Origin of the sequence: Neobacillus niacini (assembly GCF_023715415.1) — a bacterium.
Classification (GTDB): domain Bacteria; phylum Bacillota; class Bacilli; order Bacillales; family Cytobacillaceae; genus Neobacillus; species Neobacillus niacini_C.
This window is the reverse complement of the sequence record NZ_JAMBOB010000004.1, coordinates 225,694-248,312: the sequence shown is the minus strand read 5'-3', so window position 1 is coordinate 248,312 and position 22,619 is coordinate 225,694. Positions and strand designations below refer to the sequence as shown.

The 22,619-nt window shown below is 38.0% G+C and carries 17 protein-coding genes; 15 read left to right on the top strand and 2 right to left on the bottom strand.

The features are described 5' to 3' along the window. Nucleotides 1-53: 53 nt before the first annotated feature. The 5 genes from M3189_RS10560 (at nt 54) to M3189_RS10540 (ending at nt 4,496) form a co-directional block, all read left to right on the top strand. Nucleotides 54-1,538, top strand: coding sequence for a DEAD/DEAH box helicase (locus M3189_RS10560; RefSeq protein ID WP_251633988.1), 1,485 nt, complete (start codon nt 54-56; stop codon nt 1,536-1,538). Next, nucleotides 1,535-2,251 (top strand): ComF family protein, encoded by a 717-nt coding sequence (locus M3189_RS10555; protein WP_251633987.1) that lies wholly within the window; start codon nt 1,535-1,537, stop codon nt 2,249-2,251. Before M3189_RS10560 ends, M3189_RS10555 begins: the two co-directional genes overlap by 4 nt. A gap of 257 nt (nt 2,252-2,508) precedes the next feature. After that, nucleotides 2,509-3,057, top strand: coding sequence for a ribosome hibernation-promoting factor, HPF/YfiA family (gene hpf / locus M3189_RS10550; protein WP_251633986.1), 549 nt, complete (start codon nt 2,509-2,511; stop codon nt 3,055-3,057). 66 nt (nt 3,058-3,123) lie between these two features. Next, nucleotides 3,124-3,966 carry a DUF1028 domain-containing protein gene (locus tag M3189_RS10545; protein WP_251633984.1) on the top strand — a complete coding sequence of 281 codons (843 nt, stop codon included), beginning with the start codon at nt 3,124-3,126 and terminating at the stop codon, nt 3,964-3,966. A gap of 128 nt (nt 3,967-4,094) precedes the next feature. Beyond that, nucleotides 4,095-4,496, top strand: a complete 402-nt coding sequence (locus tag M3189_RS10540; RefSeq protein WP_251633982.1) for a cbb3-type cytochrome c oxidase subunit I — start codon at nt 4,095-4,097, stop codon at nt 4,494-4,496. Nucleotides 4,497-4,546: 50 nt separating this feature from the next. Here the strand turns inward: M3189_RS10540 and M3189_RS10535 are convergent, their stop codons facing one another. After that, nucleotides 4,547-5,182, bottom strand: coding sequence for a transglutaminase domain-containing protein (locus M3189_RS10535; protein ID WP_251633980.1), 636 nt, complete (start codon nt 5,180-5,182; stop codon nt 4,547-4,549). Nucleotides 5,183-5,371: 189 nt separating this feature from the next. Between M3189_RS10535 and M3189_RS10530 the strand changes: the two genes are divergently transcribed. Beyond that, nucleotides 5,372-7,324 (top strand): SEC-C metal-binding domain-containing protein, encoded by a 1,953-nt coding sequence (locus M3189_RS10530; RefSeq protein WP_251633978.1) that lies wholly within the window; start codon nt 5,372-5,374, stop codon nt 7,322-7,324. 247 nt (nt 7,325-7,571) lie between these two features. After that, nucleotides 7,572-8,183: a hypothetical protein gene (locus M3189_RS10525; protein WP_251633976.1), complete on the top strand. Its 612-nt coding sequence runs from the start codon at nt 7,572-7,574 to the stop codon at nt 8,181-8,183. A gap of 315 nt (nt 8,184-8,498) precedes the next feature. Here M3189_RS10525 and secA read toward each other — a convergent pair whose 3' ends face one another. Next, nucleotides 8,499-11,012, bottom strand: a complete 2,514-nt coding sequence (gene secA, locus M3189_RS10520; protein WP_251633975.1) for a preprotein translocase subunit SecA — start codon at nt 11,010-11,012, stop codon at nt 8,499-8,501. A 503-nt stretch (nt 11,013-11,515) separates the two neighbouring features. Between secA and M3189_RS10515 the strand changes: the two genes are divergently transcribed. The 8 genes from M3189_RS10515 to M3189_RS10480 all read left to right on the top strand — a co-directional run bounded on the left by M3189_RS10515 (nt 11,516) and on the right by M3189_RS10480 (nt 22,320). Next, nucleotides 11,516-12,913, top strand: a complete 1,398-nt coding sequence (locus M3189_RS10515; protein WP_251633974.1) for a cytochrome c3 family protein — start codon at nt 11,516-11,518, stop codon at nt 12,911-12,913. Between the two features lie 27 nt (nt 12,914-12,940). Next, nucleotides 12,941-14,101, top strand: coding sequence for a NapC/NirT family cytochrome c (locus M3189_RS10510; RefSeq protein WP_251633973.1), 1,161 nt, complete (start codon nt 12,941-12,943; stop codon nt 14,099-14,101). 126 nt (nt 14,102-14,227) lie between these two features. Next, nucleotides 14,228-14,932, top strand: a complete 705-nt coding sequence (locus M3189_RS10505; RefSeq protein WP_251633972.1) for a tetratricopeptide repeat protein — start codon at nt 14,228-14,230, stop codon at nt 14,930-14,932. Nucleotides 14,933-14,948: 16 nt separating this feature from the next. Continuing rightward, nucleotides 14,949-15,911: a 6-bladed beta-propeller gene (locus tag M3189_RS10500; RefSeq protein WP_251633971.1), complete on the top strand. Its 963-nt coding sequence runs from the start codon at nt 14,949-14,951 to the stop codon at nt 15,909-15,911. 121 nt (nt 15,912-16,032) lie between these two features. Continuing rightward, on the top strand, nt 16,033-17,172 hold the full coding sequence (locus tag M3189_RS10495; protein WP_251633970.1) for a cytochrome c3 family protein: 1,140 nt from the start codon (nt 16,033-16,035) through the stop codon (nt 17,170-17,172). A gap of 303 nt (nt 17,173-17,475) precedes the next feature. Then, nucleotides 17,476-18,741 carry a cytochrome c3 family protein gene (locus M3189_RS10490; protein ID WP_251633969.1) on the top strand — a complete coding sequence of 422 codons (1,266 nt, stop codon included), beginning with the start codon at nt 17,476-17,478 and terminating at the stop codon, nt 18,739-18,741. A gap of 333 nt (nt 18,742-19,074) precedes the next feature. After that, entirely contained in the window at nt 19,075-20,235 is a 1,161-nt protein-coding gene (locus tag M3189_RS10485) for a cytochrome c3 family protein (protein ID WP_353057415.1), read from the top strand. Nucleotides 20,236-20,466: 231 nt separating this feature from the next. Then, entirely contained in the window at nt 20,467-22,320 is a 1,854-nt protein-coding gene (locus M3189_RS10480; protein ID WP_251634272.1) for a cytochrome c3 family protein, read from the top strand. Nucleotides 22,321-22,619 lie beyond the last annotated feature (299 nt).

Sequence of the window (22,619 nt, the reverse complement as noted above, 5' to 3'; positions counted from 1 at the left end):
TAATAAAACAAAAAAACGAATCTACTATCAACCTGTGAAGGGATGTTATTCCCATGCGTTTTTACATTAAGGATAAATACTTGGTGCCTCATTTAGGAGAAGGCTCTCTTCCAATCTCCAAAATTCAAACCATTCCACAGCCACCATTAAACCCTGACTTTTCCTTCAACCCAGACCTTCAACTTCTTCTTACCGGTAAACAGCTCATACTTGATGACCTGCCTTTCCCTCACGATGAAATCCAAAAACATTATGAAAATGGTTATGTTACCTATCGAAAAGGAATGGAATATAACAGAAGTCAACCTACCTGTTCTCGGTGCGGCAACAATAAAGAAAATTGGTTTGCTCAATTTCCCTGCTCGCGGTGTGGAGAAATCTGTCATTATTGCCGTAAATGCTTGATGATGGGGAGAATCAGCGCTTGTACCCCTTTACTTGGCTGGAATGGACCAGCTCCAGAACAACCTTTGCCGAAAACTATCCTTGAGTGGAAAGGGAGGTTATCGGAGGGGCAGCAAGCAGCATCCAATCAGGTAGTTCATGCGGTGGAGTCCAATAAAGAGCTGCTCGTTTGGGCAGTCTGTGGTGCAGGGAAAACGGAAGTTCTTTTTGAAGGAACTGAATCAGCACTCACAGCGAGAAAGAGAGTCTGTATCGCCACACCCCGAACCGATGTTGTCCTTGAATTAACGCCCAGACTGAAAGCTGCCTTTCCGGGAATTACGGTTGCTTCCCTATATGGAGGGAGCGAGGACCGCCATCTTTACGCACCGCTGACGATTGCGACTACCCACCAGCTGCTCCGTTTTTACCATGCCTTCGATACGGTTATTTTAGATGAAGTCGATGCCTTTCCTTATACAGTGGAGGAATCGCTTCAATATGCCGCAGTACAGGCAAGGAAGCCGGAATCGGCAATGATTTACCTAACAGCGACCCCAAATGAAAAATGGCAAAGAGAGTGCCGCACAGGAAAACGAGCCTTCACCACAATCCCAGCTAGATTCCATCGTCACCCACTGCCTGTACCTCACTTTACATGGTGTGGCAACTGGCAAAAGCAATTGAAAAAAGAAAAGCTGCCAGCAAATATCCTCCACTGGGTAAAAGAACGACTTAAAAACAAAAAACAAGCATTGCTTTTTTTTCCTCATATAGGACTAATGGAAAAATTTCTGCCCATCCTACGACAATTAACTCCCAATATAGAGGCTGTTCATGCCGAGGATCCAGACCGGAAAGAAAAGGTTCAAAAAATGCGAAACAAAGAAATTCCTTTATTACTGACCACAACAATTTTAGAACGAGGTGTTACCTTTTCCAATATTGATGTTGCCGTTATCGGTGCTGAGGATAATATTTTTGCAGAAAGTGCTCTTGTTCAAATTGCAGGGAGAGCTGGAAGGAGCAAGGATTATCCCAAAGGTGTGGTGACATTTTTTCATTATGGAAAAACAGAGGAAATGATAAAGGCGCGAAAACAAATTACAGCAATGAACCAAGAAGGAACCAGAAGGGGGCTACTTGATTCATGAAACTCTTCCCCGAGGCTCAATGTTTAATTTGTCATGAAAAAATCATACCTGTCATTGGGTGGACAGAAATCTTTTCAGAGGAAAAAGAGCTCATTATTTGCTCCATTTGTAAGAATAAATTCGAAAGGGTGGAAGGAGAAAAATGTAAGCTGTGCAGCCGCCCTTTTCAATTTTTAGAAGAAAATTTTCGTCGTGGAGATTTGTGTTATGACTGTGAACGGTGGGAGGAGGACATTGAATGGCATGGATATCTTCATGCAAATCATTCTATTTTCCTCTACAATGATTTTTTTAAGGAGGTTATGGCAAACTATAAATTCCGCGGTGATTATGTCTTGGCAAAAATATTTGCTAATTGTGTAAAGGGATTTCTGAAAAGGATACAGTCAGATTTGCTTGTGCCTATTCCATTAAGTGATGAGCGGCTCTATGAGCGCGGGTTTAATCAAGCTGAGGCACTAATTGTGGAGTCAGGATTTACCCCAGCTAAGCCTCTAACTCGTATACATTTGGAAAAACAATCAAAAAAATCACGATCGGAGCGAATTCATATTCCGCAGGTTTTTCAGATTAATTCCCAAGTTGAAATAATAGGAAAGGAAATCTTGTTAATCGATGATATTTATACAACTGGTTCCACTCTTAGGCATGCTGCCAAGCTATTAAAAGAATCGGGAGCAGAAAGGGTACAATCCTTAACACTCGCACGATGACCTTCATTGGGAGCGTTCATTATTTTTACACTTTTGCAGGCTATTGTAAGACATAAAAGTGGTAATTTGGCCCTAACCATAATAGACTTAAGGTGTAAGGACTATTAAATAAGCATAATTTGTATAGAAATTGGTTATCACTATTCCCCCTGTGATTTTGTCAAAATTTCGACAAAATTTTTATTCTGATTTAGCAGGATAATCATAGGGTAAAATAGAAATGTATTTACATAGGAATATAAAGGAGGAGTCCACAAATGAATTATAACGTTCGTGGTGAAAACATTGAGGTAACTCCAGCAATTAGAGAGTATGTTGAGAAGAAAATTTCTAAATTGGAACGATATTTCACTGAAGCACCTGAAGCAAATGTAAATGTGAATTTAAGATTCAATCAAGATAAAACTTCTAAAGTAGAGGTAACCATTCCTCTGCCAAATCTAGTTCTTCGTGCAGAAGAAACAAATGTGGATATGTATGCTGGCATTGACTTGATTTCAGACAAGCTTGAGCGTCAAATCCGTAAGCATAAAACAAAGGTTAATCGTAAATTCCGTGAAAAAGGTGATTTCCCGGTTACGTTTGCAACTTCTGAAAACGCAGAAGTGCTAGAGCAGGATGAAGACGATTTAGAACTAGTTCGTACGAAGCGCTTTGACCTTAAGCCTATGGACAGTGAAGAAGCGATTCTACAAATGAACCTGTTAGGACACAGCTTCTACGTGTTTAACAACGCTGACACGAACCGTACAAATGTAGTTTACAAGCGTAAAGATGGAAGATACGGTTTAATTGAAACACATTAATAATATTCAAAACGCAGTTTTCGAGAAATCGGAGCTGCGTTTTTTCTGAAATGAAGGAGGTTTTTTATGACATTTTCAATCGTAGGCTTTGACCCAATCGAAAAAGAATGGGGCATTGCTGTTCAATCAAAATTTTTAGCTGTTGGTGCAGTGGTACCTTGGGCAAAGGCGGGGGCAGGAGCGGTCGCAACCCAATCTTACGCTAATACCGCATATGGCCCGAAAGCACTAGAATTAATGGAACAGGGGAAGTCTGCACAGGAAACACTCGAACTGTTAGTAGCTGAAGATCCAGATAGAGAAATGCGTCAGGTCGGTTTGATTGATGCCTCAGGAAATCCAGCGTCCTTCACTGGGAAAGCTTGCTATGATTGGGCTGGAGGGGTGACTGGAAGCCACTTTGCTGCCCAGGGTAATATTTTGGTGGATGAAGAAACCGTACAAGCAATGGCGCGAGTATTCACAGAAACCAAAGGAACGCTCGCAGAGAGGCTGTTAGCTGCGTTAGATGCAGGGCAAGAAGCTGGGGGAGATAGCAGAGGTAAGCAGTCTGCTGCGCTGTATATTGTTAAAGAAAAAGGCGGCTACGGCGGGTTTAATGACCGTTATATTGATTTAAGGGTTGATGACCATCCAGATCCAATAAAAGAGTTGATTCGAATCTATCAGCTTCAGCAATTATACTTTGCACCCTCAAACCCTGAACGAATTGCATCGATTGAAGGTGAAGTTAAAGAGGATTTGATTCATCATTTGTCTAGATTATCCTATCTTAGCGGTGAGACTCCGAGCAAGGAAGAAATATTCAAGGCACTGACAGCATATATTCACACTGAAAACTTCGAAATGAGAGAACAAAGCGTTGGTTTTATAGACTTAGAAATTCTTGAATATATGAAAAAGTCATAATAAGCTACCTCCTATGCAGATAGGAGGTTTTTTATGACAAAAACCCTATTTATATAATGGTAATATTGTAAATTAATTGAAATATAGTATAATAGTTGTAAATTTGAGAAAATGGGGGTAGGTAAATAGTGGGAAAGGCGTATTTAAAAGTAGCAACTGTTTATTTTACAATTGGGGTTTTGGCCGGTTTAACAATGGGAATTATTCATGATTTCCGTTTTACATCCGTACACGCCCATGTTAATTTACTTGGCTGGGTATCTATGGCATTATTCGGACTTATTTATCACTTTTATCCAAAGGCAGCAAATTCAAAACTAGCAAAAACTCAATTCTGGTTACACAATATTGGGGTGCCTGTCATGTTAGGCGGGATTGCGCTTCAAGTATTGGGTGTTTCCGCAGCTCTTGCACCAACAATTATTGGTTCAATCGCAGTGGTTCTAGGCGTTATTTTATTTATGGTCAATGTATTTAAGTATGTAGGAAAAGATTCAAGCTACAATTCAGATAATAACGTATCACTTTAAAAACATTATGCGCCGATGATTTCTCTTGGAGATCATCGGTGCATTTTTTATTACCAATCATATTCACCTTCCTTTTTCACGTCTGTTTTTGAAAAATAAAGAGGAGAATACGCTTTGAAGAAGGTCTGAGAACCCTCCATTACAAATCCTGCTGCAAAGGTTGGGTCCTGTGTCTGCCATTTGCCGTTTATCTTTACTTCATTCCATGCATGGCCCTCTCCAAAAACCACCTTTGCTTCAATTCCTTTAGCTCGATGCAGAGCCGCATTCAGTCTGGCGAATCCCATGCACATTGCCAGTTTAGAATGAAGAACCTCAACGGCATCAGGATGATCAAGATAGAAATATTCATTATTGATTAAGGTATCCATGTCATAGGTGATATTTTGGGCGACCCAGGTGAAGATTGCTTTTGATTGTTCCAAAGTGCTATCCTTCCCCGCAGTTAAACTTTTGGCAAGTTCTACTATTTGAGGGTTCTCGCTCTGAATGGGCTGACTTGGCAGCAGATAGGGACTTTTCTCTGCAAGCTCAATCAATGTGTTAGCAAATACATTTCGGTACGGATTGATATCCGTTCTAACTAGGCTTATTTTTGAGGATAGAGGCCCCACGAGACTGATGGTAGTCGGTAAAATCCCTAATGCAACGACAATCATTAATAAAAGCAAAAAAACTTTTCTCAACGCGCTCTGCCTCCTGCCAACTAAAATTAAAAAATCAACTATAAAACTAATAATAATTTTAATATTCAAATTATTCAAACATAAAGCTTGAATAATGAAATATTTACGTATAATCCATCCTAATCCGTCAAAAATGGTACTATTAATTTAATGATATTAGATACATAGAGGAAGAGAGGGCGAGAAGTGATGACAGAGGCTATTGGTCGGAATGAACCTTGTCCATGTGGGAGTGGAAAAAAGTATAAGAAATGCTGTGGCGTTAGGGAAGCTGTCTCGATTACACATGTAATTGAAAGTGAAATTGATGATCTTCAAAAGAAACTGCTTCACTTTGCACTTAATTACTATGAAAATGAAATATTTGATGGCTTTGAGGAATATCAAGATTACTTCGATATTGAAGAGGACGAGCGCCAGTTTTATGAATTTGTTTACACAATCTGGTTCTCACTATTTAATACATTGGAAGATGGGGAAACCATTTTAGAACACTTTATTACTGCAGAGGTTGGGAAAATTAAACGCCCAAAATTGAAACAGATTCTTCAATCATGGACCGAAGCTAGAACGATTGCAGGCGAAATAGTAAGTGTGGAAGATAATTCACTTATAGTGGCAGATGGATTTACCGCTGAAAAATATGAGGTAATTTTAATAAATAAACAAAAGGCCTTTGAAGCAGGATCATTTTTTATCGGTATTCTTCTGCCATTTGATCAAAAGTATGTCTTTTTTCCGGCGCCATTCGATTTGCCGGAATTACCAGTCAATCAAGCAAAAGACTTTATAGAGACAAAAAGTAGAGATGCTGGTTATCATTCACCGCAAGAATTTTTAATTGAGTATTTTATGGAGATAATGAAAGACCTTACTAGGATTGGCGGTATGGTTGATATTGATAGTATGGAGTGGCAAAAGCCAGTATATAAGGAAGTGGCAGAGCTATTAAAGAGAAAGCTTGAGTCACTAGATGAAATGCCCTCTACTGTCGATATAGGCATTATTCTGTGGTTTAAATTTTGTGAAAAAAAGCAAAAGAATATTCGAAAACCGAATCTATATGCAGCCTCTATGCATTATTTACTCACATTGTTTAACCATATGGTTTCCCCGCTTACCCAAAAGGAAACCGCTAAGCTATATGATGTAGCTGTAGGCTCCCTTTCTACTACATATGCAGAATTGGATGACATATTAGAGGAAGATATTAGATCGATTATTGACATGTCATATGAAGAAGAAAATGAAAAGCCATTAATGACGATGCCAGTTAAATCACTCCAGGGACCGATGCCGACAGAACAAGCTATGCAGGAAGTATTGGCAGAAATCCAAGATGGAAATTTTGAAACAATCGATGAAATAAATGAATTTTTGAAAAAGAAGCTCCTTAACCCTGCTCCTATAAAGGAACCGAAAACGAATAAGGAACGTGCTCAAAGATTGATATACGATGCAATGGAAGTACAAGGAGCTAAACGGTATAAACTTGCTGAAGAAGCACTAAGCATAGATCCTAATTGTGTCGATGCCTATGTTATTCTTGCAGAAAATGCTTCAACCCCTGAAGAAGCTATGGTGTTATCTAAAAAAGGAATGGAAATTGGGCAAAAAGTACTTGGAAAAGCATTTTTCAAGGAAAACGGAGGTCATTTTTGGGGGATGCTTGAAACAAGACCATACATGCGTGCCAAGGCAAATTATGCAGAAACTCTATATGAATTAGAACTAGAAGTAGTGGCAATAAAAGAATACGAGGAACTTCTTGAACTTAATCCAACTGATAACCAAGGTATACGGTATAGGTTGTTTCCGATTTATTTGGAAACAGGTAATTTGGTAAAAGCAGAAAAGTTGTTGACACAGTACGAAGAGACAACAGCACATGGACTATATAATACGCTTTTACTCGATTTATATAAAAATGGTTTTAGTTCAAAAGCTGTTAAGTTATTAAAGGATGCAAAAAAGGAAAATATTTATGTGGTTTCATACCTTACAGGGAAAAAACAAATTCCTATGTATCTTCCAGACCATTACGGCTGGGGAGATGAAAACGAAGCTATCATCTATGTAGATGAACATCTCCCCTTATGGGAGAAGATAGAAGGTTTACAGGAGTGGCTGAAGAAACATTAGTCGAGAGGGGGAATCCTCTCGATTTTTTTAGGTTTATTGTGACCAATAACAGAAGTGAGTATGAATTTGGGTAACTATAGGAGGCATATAGTGACCGAAAGTTGAGGTGGTTAGGAGTTTGGGTAACTATAGGAGTCTTATAACGATGGAAGTAAACTGCTAGAAAATGAAGAGGAGGAATACAAACAAATTAAAGTGTTCAAAGAAGTTATAGAGTGACGATTCGGTTTACATGGGGGGAAGGGGAATGCAAAGAATCATTTTTTGTATTTATTTATTATTTACAAGTTTTTCGATTGGAAGTATACAAGTAGCAGCGACTAGTTGGGTCGTATTAGAACCGCAAGAAGTAGTTAGTAGGGCTGAGGTTGTAGTAATAGGGAAATACGACTTTTCAAGCAATACTGTCCCAGGAGGGGGGCAATCCATATTTGATGGTGTTAAGTTTGAGGTAACAAAGGTTTACAAAGGTGAAAACATACCATCCACCATTACCGCAGGAATCGATAATTTCGATAATGGCTGGGTGGATGAATTTCAACAGAAAGGAGGAGAAATGCTGCTTTTTTTAGAAAAAAAGGATTCAAAATTCCTGACACCAGTGGGCGGCCCTAATGGAATGATTCAAATTAACAATGGGCAGGTTATAGACCACGAAGAAAAAATTAGAATCTTTTATGATAACTATCTGAAAAAGGAACCGAAGGAGCCCCTATCCGAAGAAATAAATCTTGAGGGAAGTAACAATCATATTCCGAAAGAGGAAAAACAAGCATTTCCAATCCAGATTTTATTGTTAGGAATAGGAGTTTTGTTTCTTATACTATTCGGGGTTATTCGTTATAGAAATAGAAATTAGCGGAAGAGGATTGACCTAGCGCCGGTCCTCTATTATTATATTCAAGGTTTTGATTACCGCTAAGCAGAATATGTACCTTAAAGGGAATCAAAAACTTACTTTGATTACCGTTAAGCAGCATATTTAGCTTTGAAGGGAGTCAAAGACGAGCTTTGGTTACCACTAAGCAACATTTTCATCTTTCAAGGTAATCAAAAATATTTTGAGTACCTCTAGCCACGAATTTCTTCTATGAAGGGAATCAAAGTTCTCCTAAGAAAAGTCAAATAGGAAAGTAAAAAGGGCTAGCAAAATTTGCCGGCCCTTCAATTTATTCTATTTCCCTGCGCCATGGCAGTTTTTATATTTTTTCCCGCTTCCACAATAACATGGATCATTGCGGCCAATGTCGATTTGGTTTACTTTTGGTTTCTTCTTAACGGCTTCTCCGTCTTCTTTCGGATTGACAGCCTGGCCTTTTGCGACTTCTTGGCGCTCAAGATTGTTTCTGATTTCAGCCTTCATGATATACATAGAGGCTTCTTCTTCAATCGAGAGAATCATTGACTCGAACATCGCGAAGCCTTCATGCTGGTATTCACGAAGCGGGTCAATCTGTCCGTAGGCACGTAGATGAATCCCTTGGCGAAGCTGGTCCATCGCATCGATGTGGTCAATCCACTTGCTATCAACCGCACGCAGCGTAACGACCTTTTCGAATTCACGCATTTGCTCTGGAGAAAGAATTTGTTCTTTTTCGCTGTAACGTTCCTTCACCTTTGCGAAAATAGTATCGCTGATTTCCTCAGGATCCTTACCGCTGATTTGCTCAAGCGTAATGTCTCCTTCATGAAGGAGATTTGCATTTACATAATCGATAATGCCGTGCAAGTTCCATTCTTCTTCATCCTCATGCTTATTCGCATGGGCGTCAACATTTCGCTGGATCGTAGAAAGAATCATTTTTTCTACAATTTCACGCAGGTTTTCTGATTCTAATACTTCGTCACGCTGTGTATAGATGATTTCCCGCTGTTGACGAAGAACATCATCATATTGTAAAAGCTGCTTACGGGCATCAAAGTTATTGCCCTCTACACGTTTTTGTGCAGATTCAACCGCTTTTGAAACCATTTTACTTTGAATAGGCTGAGAATCATCCATACCCAGTCTTTCCATCATTGCTTTCATGTTATCAGAACCGAAACGGCGCATTAGTTCATCTTCCATCGATAAGTAGAACTGGGTTACCCCAGGGTCTCCCTGACGTCCGGAACGTCCACGCAGCTGGTTATCAATCCGTCGGCTTTCGTGGCGCTCTGTACCAATAACTGCAAGACCGCCCAACTCAATAACACCTTCACCAAGTTTGATGTCCGTACCACGACCTGCCATGTTCGTTGCGATTGTAACAGAGCCTTTATGACCTGCTTCAGCAATAATTTCTGCTTCACGTTCATGGTTTTTCGCGTTTAAGACATTATGCTTGACCCCTTTTTTCGACAAATACTTCGAGATCAATTCAGATGTTTCAATAGCGACCGTACCAACAAGTACAGGCTGCCCTTTTTGATTGCGCTGAGCAATATCCTCGACAACCGCACGGAATTTACCATCCATAGAAGAATAAATTAAATCTGCACGATCATCACGAGAGATAGGTCTATTCGTCGGAATAACAATAACGTTCATATTATAAATGTTGCGGAACTCTTCTTCTTCTGTTTTCGCCGTACCCGTCATACCTGCAAGCTTTTCATACATTCTAAAGTAGTTTTGGAAGGTAATCGTCGCCATTGTCATACTTTCGTTTTGTACTTCTAGGCCTTCTTTTGCCTCAATTGCCTGATGGAGCCCTTCACTATAGCGGCGGCCCTTCATGAGACGACCAGTAAATTGGTCAACGATAATAATTTCACCATCTTGAACAACATAGTCAATATCCAGGTGCATGCTGACATTTGCCTTAAGGGCCTGGTTAATATGATGGTTCAACGTAACATGAGACATATCAAAAAGATTTTCTATTCCAAAAGCACGTTCTGATTTACTGATGCCTTCCTCAGTCAGCATAACGCCTTTTGTTTTCTCATCATAGGTATAATCGGTATCTTTTGTCAGTGTTCGAACAAATGCGTTTGCTTGAATATAAAGAACAGCAGACTTCTGGGCAGATCCAGAAATAATCAATGGTGTACGCGCTTCATCAATTAAAATCGAGTCAACCTCGTCAATTACTGCATAAAACAGTGGACGCTGTACTTTTTGTTCCTTATAGAGGACCATGTTATCGCGTAAATAATCGAAACCAAATTCATTGTTTGTCCCATATGTAATGTCACAAGCATAGGCTTCTTGTTTTTCTTCCTTAGACATACTGTTTAAGTTTAACCCAACAGTTAGTCCAAGAAATTGATAGAGTTGTCCCATTTCGTTAGCATCACGGCTTGCCAAATATTCATTGACTGTAACAACGTGAACACCTTTCCCAGAAAGGGCATTCAAATAAACCGGCATGGTAGCGGTTAAGGTTTTACCTTCACCTGTCTTCATCTCCGAAATATTCCCCTCATGAAGAGAAATCCCTCCCATTAACTGAACATGGTACGGATATAAGCCAAGCACACGGCGGGCACCTTCACGGACGACTGCAAAGGCTTCTACAAGTAAATCATCTAGTGATTCCCCTTTTTGGTAGCGAAGCTTAAACTCTTCAGTTTTTTCACGGAGCTGATCGTCGCTAAGTTTTTCCGTTTCAGCAGCTAACACGTCAATTTGTTTCGCCATTTTGTCCAGCCGTTTTAGCTCGCGCTTATTGAGGTCGAACACTTTATTTAAAATCCCCATCATATGATGAAACGCTCCTTTATATCTGATTTATCCTACTAAATAAATTCGCTCTAAATTACTGAAAATCCTATCAAAAATACACTTAAATATCCTTTATATCTTACCACTTCCATTTTAGGGTGACAACATTGTTACCGTTATAGCCACATTTTAAAAAAATGAACTTTCTGGTCTATCCGTTTGAGGAAAACCTATTTTATCAAAATTGTCAATTTTTTGTATGCAATCTAGTTCCTAAATAATCAATAAAACTAGTAGTGAAAGTGAATAAATATTTCTATTTATGTATAAAAATTAATTTCTATACACATTTACAATCTGTGTGTGGTAATAACCCAAACCTTTAATTATCAACGTTTACAAGTTGTTTTTAGGAAGAAGGTCCTGGAGAGCCACTATGAAAAAATATTCACAAATTGTACATTGGAAAATACTTTTGCAATGTTAGATACTACCATTAGAGAGGTTAAACTTAGATAAATAGAGAGAGAGAAAAATCAAAAATGGGAAGGGTGAGTCATGTGGCTTTTTGGGGGAAGAAAAATAAAGAGAAACCCGAATCTAGAGAGAGTAAAAAGAAGCCTGGACTATTTCGTAGACTTTGGCAGAAATTTAGAGACATAGACTGGAAGGACCCAGTTACAAGATGGAAAGCATTATTTGTCGCCCTAATCGGGTCTATTGTTATTTTTGGGGGAGGATACGGAGTAATTTCTTTCACCAACTCTCCATCATTCTGCTCTAGCTGTCATGAAATGGCGCCAGAAGTAACAACTTTTACAGCAAGCGCTCACAGTGAAATTACCTGTGTTCAGTGTCACATCAAACCTGGATTTATTAACATGATGACCCACAAAGTTATTTCATTAAAAGAAGTATATCACCATGTAATGGGGATACCGGAACAAATCGTTCAAACTGAGCATGAAGCAGTTTCAGATGAAAACTGCTTACAGTGTCACTCTAAGAATCGTCTTGTTTCAGCATCCGGTGACTTAATTGTTAACCATAAAGGACACATAGAAGAAGGTGTCCCGTGTATAAGCTGTCATGCGGGAGTAGCACATGCGAAAATCGCAGCACGCGGAATCAATACAGAAGAAGTTCGAGGGCACTGGACAGATGAAGTTGCCCAACAAATGATGGAAAAGAAATACTTGGCTCCAAACATGGGAACATGTATTGACTGTCACGATAAAGTTAATAACGGTGAAAAGCCATGGCAGGATGTAGCTTATCTAGTGCCGCCAAATCCAGAGCATCTTGAAGCAGCAGCTAAGGAAACTTCAAATGAAGTAAAGCATGATGCAAAAACTGAGGAAGAAGCAAAAGAAGCGGTAGCTGAACATGACGAAAAGACACAAAAGATTATCCTTGAAGCACTTGGAAAGCAACAGAATGACGTTAAGCTTTCAATGGCATGTGAAACTTGCCATGAACAAGTAAAAATTCCAGAAGATCATAAAGTCGCAGATTGGAATCAAAATCACGGCACTAATGCACTTAATAAACTTGATCAGTGCGTAGACTGTCACCAAGATTCAAAATGGTTTAGAGATATACCAAAAGAAGACTTAATCTCTCTGCTAAAAATGGCAGAGGTTACTGAAGCAGATAAAGATCATCATTATCAACCAAATATTACTGTCGTAAGAGAACAGTCAAGAATCAATAAATTCTGTAGTGCTTGCCACTCTGAACGACCTAATAGTCACGGTGAAAGTGATCAGTACTTAACCTCACATGCAAACAATGCGAAAACCGCAGAACAAAAAGCAGAATGCTTCGTCTGCCATGATCGTGAAGAGCCAAAAACTGACTCAACAGATGTTAAAGCACCAACCGATGTTTATTGTCAATACTGCCACAGAACTGGCTTTAAAGATGATGTGAAAAACTAAGAATAATACTCTGGAGGGACGCCTTTTATGGATGAAGAACAAAAACAGCTGTCGAACCCTCCCCGTTCTCGCCTTAGATTATATAAATTAATGACACTAACAGTGTTGTTTCTAGCCCTTTTCTTCTCCCTCGGAGCGTTCGGGCTAGAAGCAACGTCAAGCTCTAAGTTCTGTTCATCATGTCATGAGATGCAACCTGAATATTATACGTGGAAGGCTTCCTCGCATAGTGAAGTTGATTGTGTTAATTGTCATACGGAACCAGGGATTAAGCAGACAGCGAAAGATAAAGTAGATTTAATTGTAAAGGCAGTAAAGAAAAACTATAACGAAAGTGCTGCACCAATACGTATGCCAAAAGAAATTCCAGATAGTGCATGTGAAAAGTGCCACAATGTTAATCAGCGGGAATTCACTGTTTCGGGAGATATCATTATTCCTCATGATAAACACAAAGACAAAGACATCGAATGTATTCAATGCCATAACGGTGTTGTTCATGGTGAAATTGCTGACCGAAAAATGACCTATCAAACGGATTATGGCAAATGGGATAGTAAAACGGGTGCTATGGCGATGTCGGATTTGAAATTCACCAGCCCAGACATGGATACTTGTATTGATTGCCACAAAGCTCGCAAAGTAACTACTGAATGTTCAGCGTGTCATTCAACTGGAATGGTACCAAAGAGCCATATAAAAGAGGACTTTAAATTAAAAACCCATGGAAAGCAAGCAGTTGAAGAATTAGAAGAGTGTCATCAATGTCATAAAGACATGTCAACAGAGTCGCTGGAAGGATACGATGAAGTATCGGTCTTAACGAGTTTCCTTAATGAAGAAAAACCACAATCAACACAAAAAAACCATTTTGACTACGCAAGAGATAATACTTTTTGCCAAGACTGCCATAACAAGCGTCCGGCAAGTCATGACAGTAAATTCTTTGGCAACCATGGATCCGTTGCAAATAAAAATCAAGAATCATGTCAAGCATGCCACGATGTGAAAAAGTCAAGTAATCCTGGCGAAAATCAAGTGAATTGCTCATCATGCCATCCAAGTAAACATAGTCAAAAGCAAAATTGGAAGGTAAACCATCCTATTTCATTAGATGGTGTAAAGAAACCGTCTGAGACATGCTACACATGTCATGTTGAAAAAAGCTGTAAAACCTGTCATAAGTAATACCGTATATTTTACCCATTACACTACTAAATACCTTTGATTTGGAGCTTTATAGGATTTTTCCATTTCCAACAAATCTATCTGAGGTTATTCAGAAAAAACTAATGAAATTCGAGGTGGATATATATGGAGGCCAGAGAGCTGCCAATCAATCCAGAACCGGAAAAGAGCGAAAGAACAAAAAATCTAAAGGAAAGGAATAAGTATTTTACGAAATTACAAGCTTTTATCCTAATAGCCGCTACTTTAATCGTATGTGTAGGCGGAGGCTATTATATAAGCGATCAATATTTATGGTCCAGTAAAGACCAGGATAGGATTGAGGAACAACTAGATTACTATAAAAACTTAGTAGATGCAGAACCTAATAATCCAGAGCACCGAGTAAATTTAGGTTACACCTATTTTGTAACAGGTGACAACGAAGAAGCTATTAAACAAATGAAAATGGCCACGGATCTCGATAAGAAATACTTTGGTGCCTATTTTAATTTAGGACTTGTGTATATCGATGAAGAAAGATTCAACGATGCTTTAAAGCAGGCACAAAAAGCAGTCGAATTAGGACCAAAGAATTTCAAAGCACATTTATTGTTGGGTATGGTATATCGTGAATTAGATATGTATAAAGATGCCACAGTGTCGCTTAGAGAAGCTCTTACATTAAATAAAACAAACACTGATGTTATCACTGAAATTGGCAGAGTAGAAGAAGATCAAGGCAATTATAAAGAGGCAGAGAAATTTTTCAAAGAGTCTTTAAGCTATGATCCACTATATAAACCTGCTTCTGAAGGATTAGAGAGAATTGCTGGCAAAGACAACAAATAGAAGGAGTTGACCACATTTGAAAAAGAGAAATGTTTATTTAATTATGAGTAGTATTGTGGCACTTTCCGTTGCCTTTTTTGCAGCAATCTATTTCTTAAATTTAGAATCTAAAATAAAACCGATAGTTGCAAAAGTGGATCAAGGCGGAACGCCGGTTTTTACAAATGCTTTATATGGAGACTTCAACCAACCCCTTTCTAAACCAATGGACGTAACAAAAATTGATGAATTAATTTATGTAAGTGATACAAGCAATAAGCAAGTGCAGGTTTTTGACCAATCTGGTACCCCTATTTTGAAATTTGGAAAAGAAGGTACAAAAGAAGGCGAATTTAAATTTCCCTATGGAATTGCAGGCGATAAGGAAGGAAACATTTATGTAGCCGACCTATACAATGCAAATATTTCTATATTTGATTCAAAAGGCAAGTTTATTAAATACTTTGATGATAAGGAAAAAGCCCTCAAATCACCTGGAGGGTTACGCATAGTGAATAATAAGCTATATGTTACGGATATCAAAGCAAATAAAGTGTATGTCTTTAATCTAGATGGAAAGAAAGTAATGGAAATTGGCGGCCCTGGTGCTGATGAAGGGAAATTCATTGCACCGAATGCAGTAACGGTAGATGATGATGATCGAATTTATATTACAGATTCAGGAAATAATAGAGTTCAAATTTTTGATAAAGATGGAAAGTTTATCAAAATTATTAATGGATCAGAGGATGGAAAAGGCGCATCTACCTTCCTAAATCCAAGAGGAGTCGCTGTCGATTCAAAAGGGAATGTTTATGTAGTAAATAATCTTGCACATAATATTTCAGCTTTTGATAAGGATGGAAAACCATTATTTGAATTAGGTGGAATGGGAACTGAAAATGACAAGCTTTACCTTCCAAATGGTCTGTTTATCGACGATAGAGACACATTATTTGTGACAGATACAATCAATCAAAGGGTATCGGTTTTTTATTAATTCTCCTATCTTCTGAAGGAGGTGATTGCAGTAATAACTAGTCACGCATTTATTCAACAAGGAAAATCAGAAAGTAAAAAGAGAGAGAAAAAGAGAGAGAAACCTTGGGAGGTTTTAAGAAATGAGCAAGTTAAAAATTAGCTTTTCCACTTTGTTAATGCTTATTTTAGTAGGTATGTTTGCTACTTTTGCTTCTGCAGAAGGGGAATTCAGCCCTACTTCTACTCACCCAGCAGAGGTGAAGGATGCAGATGGTAATGTCACTGGCATTTTTGTTGGAGATGTTGATAACTTTGGTAACCAAAGTACACACAGAACACATGGTAACTTCCAAAATAACACAAACTCATGTGCGAACTGTCATAGTACGCATAATGGGGAAGATGCAATGTTGTTAATGAAAGAAGGCGAGTACGATCTTTGTATGTCATGCCATGATGGAACAATGGGCTTTTATGATGTTACAGAGGCAAGCGGCGCAGGAACTTTTGACGATTCACACTTAAGTTCTTCTATGCACAATGTTGATTCAGGAATACTAGTTGGAAGTGCTCCTGGTAAATATCTTAATACTTCCACTGCTGAGTTGGAATGTTCTAGCTGTCATAACCCACATGGTTCAGCAAATGATCGATTATTAAAAGAAACTATTGTCGGAACAACTCCTTTTGCTTTTAACCCTACAACAAAAGTACCTGTTCCAGTTGGCACTAAAACTATCAATCTTGCATTTACAGAAGATCTGGATTTTGCAGAAATTAACGCAGTAACAGGGACTGGTGGTTTGAAAATTACAGAATCAATTGGACCAAAAGATAGTCTTGATAAACAATACTATTCTCAATTTTGTGGAGCATGTCACGATGATTATTTAGCAAAGAGATCTTCGGGCCGACCTAGTAATGCAGCAAAAACAGATACACATGATTACCTGTATTCACATACGACTAACTCTACTTCTACAGGAAGAAACTGTGCGGCCTGTCACTATGCCCACGGAACAGATGTAACAACCATGGTTGATGCACTAGGAAATAAAGTAGCTGACTATACTAAGTCGGTTGAAGATGGCGGAAAAGGCTGGGAACAAGCAAAAGCTGAATCCTACATGAAAGATGTAAGTGCTAAAGGTTCTGCATTGAAGAAATACACAAACATGTCAGTATGTTTTGCTTGTCACGCAACTAGTATTACAAATCAAATTGACCCAACTTTAATCGGTCCAGATGGCCGTTTTATTGGCAGAGGAAAAATTAGATAACAATTAACAAGCAAATAGTAGAAATGTTTATTTTTAACAAGGTAGCAATTGTTTTATTGTTACCTTGTTTTAAATGATTTCGATCACCATAAAAATGTTTGATAAATTGTTCAAATTGCCTAAGACAGAAACAACCCCAGATGGTTTGTTTCTGATAACATATTCTTTTTTTAAACCACAGAAATTCACTAGATATATTAATGATCCTTTAAGGGGGTGGTCAGAAGAGAAAAATCATAATCTGTTTTATATTACATTAAAAGAGAGAAAAAGAGAGAGAAGAAATTTGGGAGGTTTTTAGAAATGAGCAAGTTGAAAATTAGCTTTTCTGCTTTGTTAATGCTTATTTTAGTAGGTATGTTTGCTACTTTTGCAGCTGCAGAAGAACCGCCATTTACACCTACATCAACTAACCCGGCACCTGGTATTAATGTTGGGGATGTTGATAACTTTGGTAACCAAAATACACATAAGACCCACGGTAATTTCCAAAATAACACTAACTCTTGTGCTAACTGTCATAGTACGCACAACGGAGAAGACGCAATGTTGTTAATGAAGGCCGGTGAATATGAACTTTGTATGTCTTGTCATGACGGAACAATGGGATTCTATGATGTTACAGCAGCAAGTGGCGCTGGAGTCTTTAATACATCACATGAAGATGCTACTATGCACAATGTGAGTTCCAACTTGGCAATCGGAAGTGCACCTGGAGCTGCAGTTAATACTTCTACTGCTGAACTAGAATGTTCAAGCTGTCATAACCCACACGGTTCTGCTAATGATCGTTTATTGAATGAAACTGTATTAGGTAAATCATATTCTTACGATGTTACCGGAAAGATGGGTTCATCACATGGGCCAAGCTTTACTAAAGATACCGCCAGCCCTATTCTTTTGGGACAACAAGCTATTAAGCTAGTACTAAAAGAAGATCCAGCATTTGCAGAAATCAACAATGCAACAGGACTTTCTGGATTAAAGATTACAAAATCAATGGGTCCTGATGGAGCAAGAGACAGAATGAACTACAGCAACTTCTGTTCAGTATGTCATGATAATTACTTAGCATCAAGAACAGCTAAGAAGCCAAATCTTGATAATAATGGTAAAGAAGAAGGAGTTTATACACATACTACCAACAGCCATAAAGGCGGTAGAAACTGTGCTTCTTGTCACTACGCCCACGGAACTGATAACACTACATTGATGGACTCATCAGGAAGAACAGCTACTGAGTTAGTTGCAGATGGAGTTATCACAGCAGATAAAGCCGAAAGCTACATCAAGGATGTAAGTGTAAAAGGATCTGCCCTCAAGAAATTCACTAATATGTCTGTATGTTTCTCATGTCACGCAGGAGAAGGTGAAAGCTTAGGCGGACCAGATTCAGCCGGCAAAAATGCAGCTGGCGCACCTGATACTCCACTTTACAAGTACACTGCACCAGATGGTTCACAACCTGGATGGGATGGAAATAACTGGAGAACAGCAACTTACGATCCTGCATTTGCTGAGGAACTTCAACATATAATCGAAGCGTATGATGCCAAATATGGTAATTAAGAACTAATTTTCAAAACAAGGAAACAACAACACTAGTTGTTGTTCCTTGTTTTAATATAGTTAAAGAACGGGTTTCAAATAATACTAAGTGAAATTATGAACATGTAAAAATAAGAGATCATTAAAATCGAATAATAACAAAAATGACCCAACTTACTCCCACTGGTTCGTTTTTGATAGATAGAGTAATTTAAACAGAATGAAGGTTCTAGAGAGAGAAGGATATAATTCCTACCGTTAGGGGGTGGTTAATAAAAGAAGTATTATATTAGATTTTTAACCACATTAAAAAGAGAGAAAAAGAGAGAAAGAAATTTGGGAGGTTTTTTAGAAATGAGAAAGTTTAAAATCGGCTTTTCGGCTTTATTAATGCTTATTTTAGTATGCATGTTTGCTACTTTTGCTTCTGCAGAAGAGTTCCCACCACCTAATGTTGGAGAAATTGATAATTTCGGAAATCAGAATACTCATAAAACTCATGGTAATTTCCAAAACAACACAAACTCTTGTGCAAACTGTCATAGTACGCACAACGGGGAAGATGAAATGTTGTTAATGAAGAGTGGAGAAAAAGAACTTTGTATGTCATGCCATGATGGTACAATGGGCTTCTATGACGTTACTGCAGATAGTGAAGCTGGTGTAATTGATTCTCATGAAATGAGTGCTTCTATGCACGATGTTGATTCAGAATTAGCAGTAAAAGCGGCTCCTGGTGCATTAAAGAATACAACTACTGCTACATTTGAATGCTCAAGCTGTCATAATCCACACGGTTCAGCTAACGACCGTATATTAAATGAAACAGTTGCTGGAAAAACGTATGCTAATACTTACAAGGTAACAATTGTTGGCTATACTGAGACGATTGAAAAAACTCCACTTGCTGTAGGAAATAAAGCAATTAAACTTGATTTAGTAGAAGATCCTGATTATGCAGAAATCAACAATAGTACTTCTTTGTCTGGTTTAAAAATAACTAAATCAAAAGGTATTTATAATGCTGCAACTGCTGAAGTAACAAAAGAACAAATGTATAACTACAAATTGAATTACTCTGAATTCTGTGCAGCCTGCCATGACGACTACTTGAAAAATAGAGAACATGGACCTAGAGAAGCTAAAACGGCTGATGGTCATGACTTATATACACATACAACAAACAGCACTAAAGCAGGTAGAAGCTGTACAGCATGTCACTATGCTCACGGTACTGATATTAACTTATTACGAGACACTGCTGGTAAAACAATTGCTGATTTGCAAAAGCCAGTTGATCAAGGCGGTAAAGCTTGGACTGAAGATCAGGCTAAAGCTTACATGAAAGATGTGAGTAAAGATGGTTCTGACTTAAAGAGATTCACAAACATGGCTTCATGTTGGGCTTGTCACCAATCAACACATGCTATTGTAAATACTCCAGGTACAAGCACATATCCAGCTTCTGGAGCAGTCCCTGGTGGAGATTATTCTGGAAAAGCTTTAATCAAGTAATAAAAAATGCTAACAAATAGCCTCACTACTTGTTAGCCAAAACAAATTCCATATTAAACAAGGTGACAATATCACTATTGTTACCTTGTTTTATTATTGCACCTAGTCAAAAAAATGTCAAAAAACGTTAACTTAACGACGATAATTAATGTTAATTCAGTTGATATAATTAAATAAAAAAAGCTTATTTTCTTTTTAAGCAAATAGAAAAGGATGAATAACGTGAAACGGATGAACTTCAAACGGAAATTAATTGCATGCATTGTCATATGGAGCGTTATATTTGGTTCCCTCCTTTCCTATTCACCTGAAACACAAGTTTTTTCGGCAACTGGTGTACCAGAATTAACACTGATAACTCCTGTTAGAGAAGCAGTGTTAGAAGTTTCAAAGGTTGAGTTGAATGCAAGAATATCAGATGATTTAACTGCTCCAGATAAACTTTTAGTAAAGATTTTTGAGCACACTAATGATTCAGAGCAGCCCATTGATATTACGAATGTTGGAACGCTTAATCTTAATTCCAAGGAACAATACGCGGAGTTTTTTTATACCAAGGAATTTAGCGAAGGTGTTCATAAGCTAACCTTTGTAGTTACTGATGGAGATGGCTTAAGCACTAGTTTAGAGACATCATTTACTGTTCAACTCTCTGTAAACGACCAGAAGATAGAGAGCCCTGTATCAACTGAAAATACTGATACAACATCAACTCAATCATCCACTGGAGGAATTGAGTCAACCGAGAACTCTGTTGTGACAAGTGCCTTAGGTGTAACAAATATTAGTACGCGGGCATACATGGTAAATATGTATCTAATTCCACAGGGTTCAGAAGATCAATATCAGGCCGACAACGACAAGGTTCCTAACAGCTATCTTCTTGCTGAAGATATGACAAGGGTACCTTTGGATTATAAGATTTTATTAGATATCAGAAGTGCTGAAGCATTCAACCCTACACAACCTTTAATAACTATTTTTGGAGATAGTACGGGGAAAGAAAAACTGGTAAAGACGATTGATTTAGATGGTGGAATCAAATCTTATATTTATACCTTTACACCGGATAAAGAGTTGCTTGACCCAGCTAAATCGTACTTTGTTTATCTAAATCCAAATTTACTTGTTCCAAGGTTTCTTAAATTCACGACTGTGGGTGCAAATTATGAAAGTTACCAATTTGAAGGTGCCAAAGGGAACGAGGTTAGAGAGAAGGACTATATACATGGTCCATATTCGATTGTAACCAATACATGTGCTTTCTGTCATAGCACTCATAATGGAAGCAATCTTACTCTTGAGGGCGGTAAATTTGGAACTGATACAAATAATTTGTGTATGGCTTGTCATGATGGAACGAATGGTTCACCTAAGCTAGAAACCAGCACTTCTACCAATAAGCATAATCAAGATTCAAGTGTTTCTTGTTCAAGTTGCCATGACCCGCATAATCCAGGGACGAAAGAAAATCCAAATAGTTTCCACCCTAATAAGGCTGATGATGCGAACATTAATCCTTTCTTAACCTATAAAAAAGCCAGCACTGCAACAGGTGAAACAAATGATTTTTCATTATGTTTTAGCTGTCATAACGGTATAGCAAAGGATAAAAACGGTAATCTAATCTCAAATATTGAAAAATATTATAAAGATGAAACCTACACTGCCCAATCAGGTCATAATATTACAGCAACAAATGATAGTGGTAGTCAGTTAAATGGACAAATTCCATGTGCAGAATGTCATGAAACCCATGGATCTAAGAACATCAAGATGTTACGTGGAAACTTAGGGAATATTAAACTAGATGATACTAACCTTTTATATGAGTCTAAGAGTGAAAATTGGGATGCAACAGAAGAACGTAATTTCTGCTTAAAGTGCCACAACAACACAACAGAAATTTATGGTAAAACGGGTTCACTCAAAAATAAAAATGATGCGGGAGAGACTATAATAGGGCATCAAGCTGATGATGTTCAGAGCTGTTCTTCTTGTCACGGTGGTGAAACTAAGTCATATATTGACGCAGCCCACGCTCCTACAAAAGGGATTCATGTTCCAAAGCAAATTATTCCATAGAGAAAACGAGAGGAAATTTCCTCTCGTTTTCATTTTTGTGGATAAGTAGATGATTAAATATTAAAACACTGAAAATTGTAGATAAGTCCTGTCGAATTTGTATATATGTGGATAGAATAATTATATTTTCAAAAAAGTCATGTAGATAACTAAACTTATCCACATGAAAATCGTGTTTATTGAATCTATCTTCAACTTACTGTTGATAAGTTGTGTTATCCACAACATTTAATATAGTTTAGCTTTTGACATTTTAGCTTAAAAAAGTTCAGTTTTGAAATTTCCCCTCTTTACAGGCT

What these genes read in the sequence shown, in the direction of transcription:
- M3189_RS10555 (WP_251633987.1), top strand. Translation starts at nt 1,535, where the DNA reads ATGAAACTCTTCCCCGAGGCTCAATGTTTAATTTGTCATGAAAAAATC.
- secA (WP_251633975.1), bottom strand. Translation starts at nt 11,012, where the DNA reads ATGATGGGGATTTTAAATAAAGTGTTCGACCTCAATAAGCGCGAGCTA.
- M3189_RS10515 (WP_251633974.1), top strand. Translation starts at nt 11,516, where the DNA reads ATGGGAAGGGTGAGTCATGTGGCTTTTTGGGGGAAGAAAAATAAAGAG.
- M3189_RS10495 (WP_251633970.1), top strand. Translation starts at nt 16,033, where the DNA reads ATGAGCAAGTTAAAAATTAGCTTTTCCACTTTGTTAATGCTTATTTTA.
- M3189_RS10505 (WP_251633972.1), top strand. Translation starts at nt 14,228, where the DNA reads ATGGAGGCCAGAGAGCTGCCAATCAATCCAGAACCGGAAAAGAGCGAA.
- M3189_RS10510 (WP_251633973.1), top strand. Translation starts at nt 12,941, where the DNA reads ATGGATGAAGAACAAAAACAGCTGTCGAACCCTCCCCGTTCTCGCCTT.
- M3189_RS10485 (WP_353057415.1), top strand. Translation starts at nt 19,075, where the DNA reads ATGAGAAAGTTTAAAATCGGCTTTTCGGCTTTATTAATGCTTATTTTA.
- M3189_RS10545 (WP_251633984.1), top strand. Translation starts at nt 3,124, where the DNA reads ATGACATTTTCAATCGTAGGCTTTGACCCAATCGAAAAAGAATGGGGC.
- M3189_RS10525 (WP_251633976.1), top strand. Translation starts at nt 7,572, where the DNA reads ATGCAAAGAATCATTTTTTGTATTTATTTATTATTTACAAGTTTTTCG.
- M3189_RS10530 (WP_251633978.1), top strand. Translation starts at nt 5,372, where the DNA reads ATGACAGAGGCTATTGGTCGGAATGAACCTTGTCCATGTGGGAGTGGA.
- hpf (WP_251633986.1), top strand. Translation starts at nt 2,509, where the DNA reads ATGAATTATAACGTTCGTGGTGAAAACATTGAGGTAACTCCAGCAATT.
- M3189_RS10480 (WP_251634272.1), top strand. Translation starts at nt 20,467, where the DNA reads ATGAACTTCAAACGGAAATTAATTGCATGCATTGTCATATGGAGCGTT.
- M3189_RS10490 (WP_251633969.1), top strand. Translation starts at nt 17,476, where the DNA reads ATGAGCAAGTTGAAAATTAGCTTTTCTGCTTTGTTAATGCTTATTTTA.
- M3189_RS10560 (WP_251633988.1), top strand. Translation starts at nt 54, where the DNA reads ATGCGTTTTTACATTAAGGATAAATACTTGGTGCCTCATTTAGGAGAA.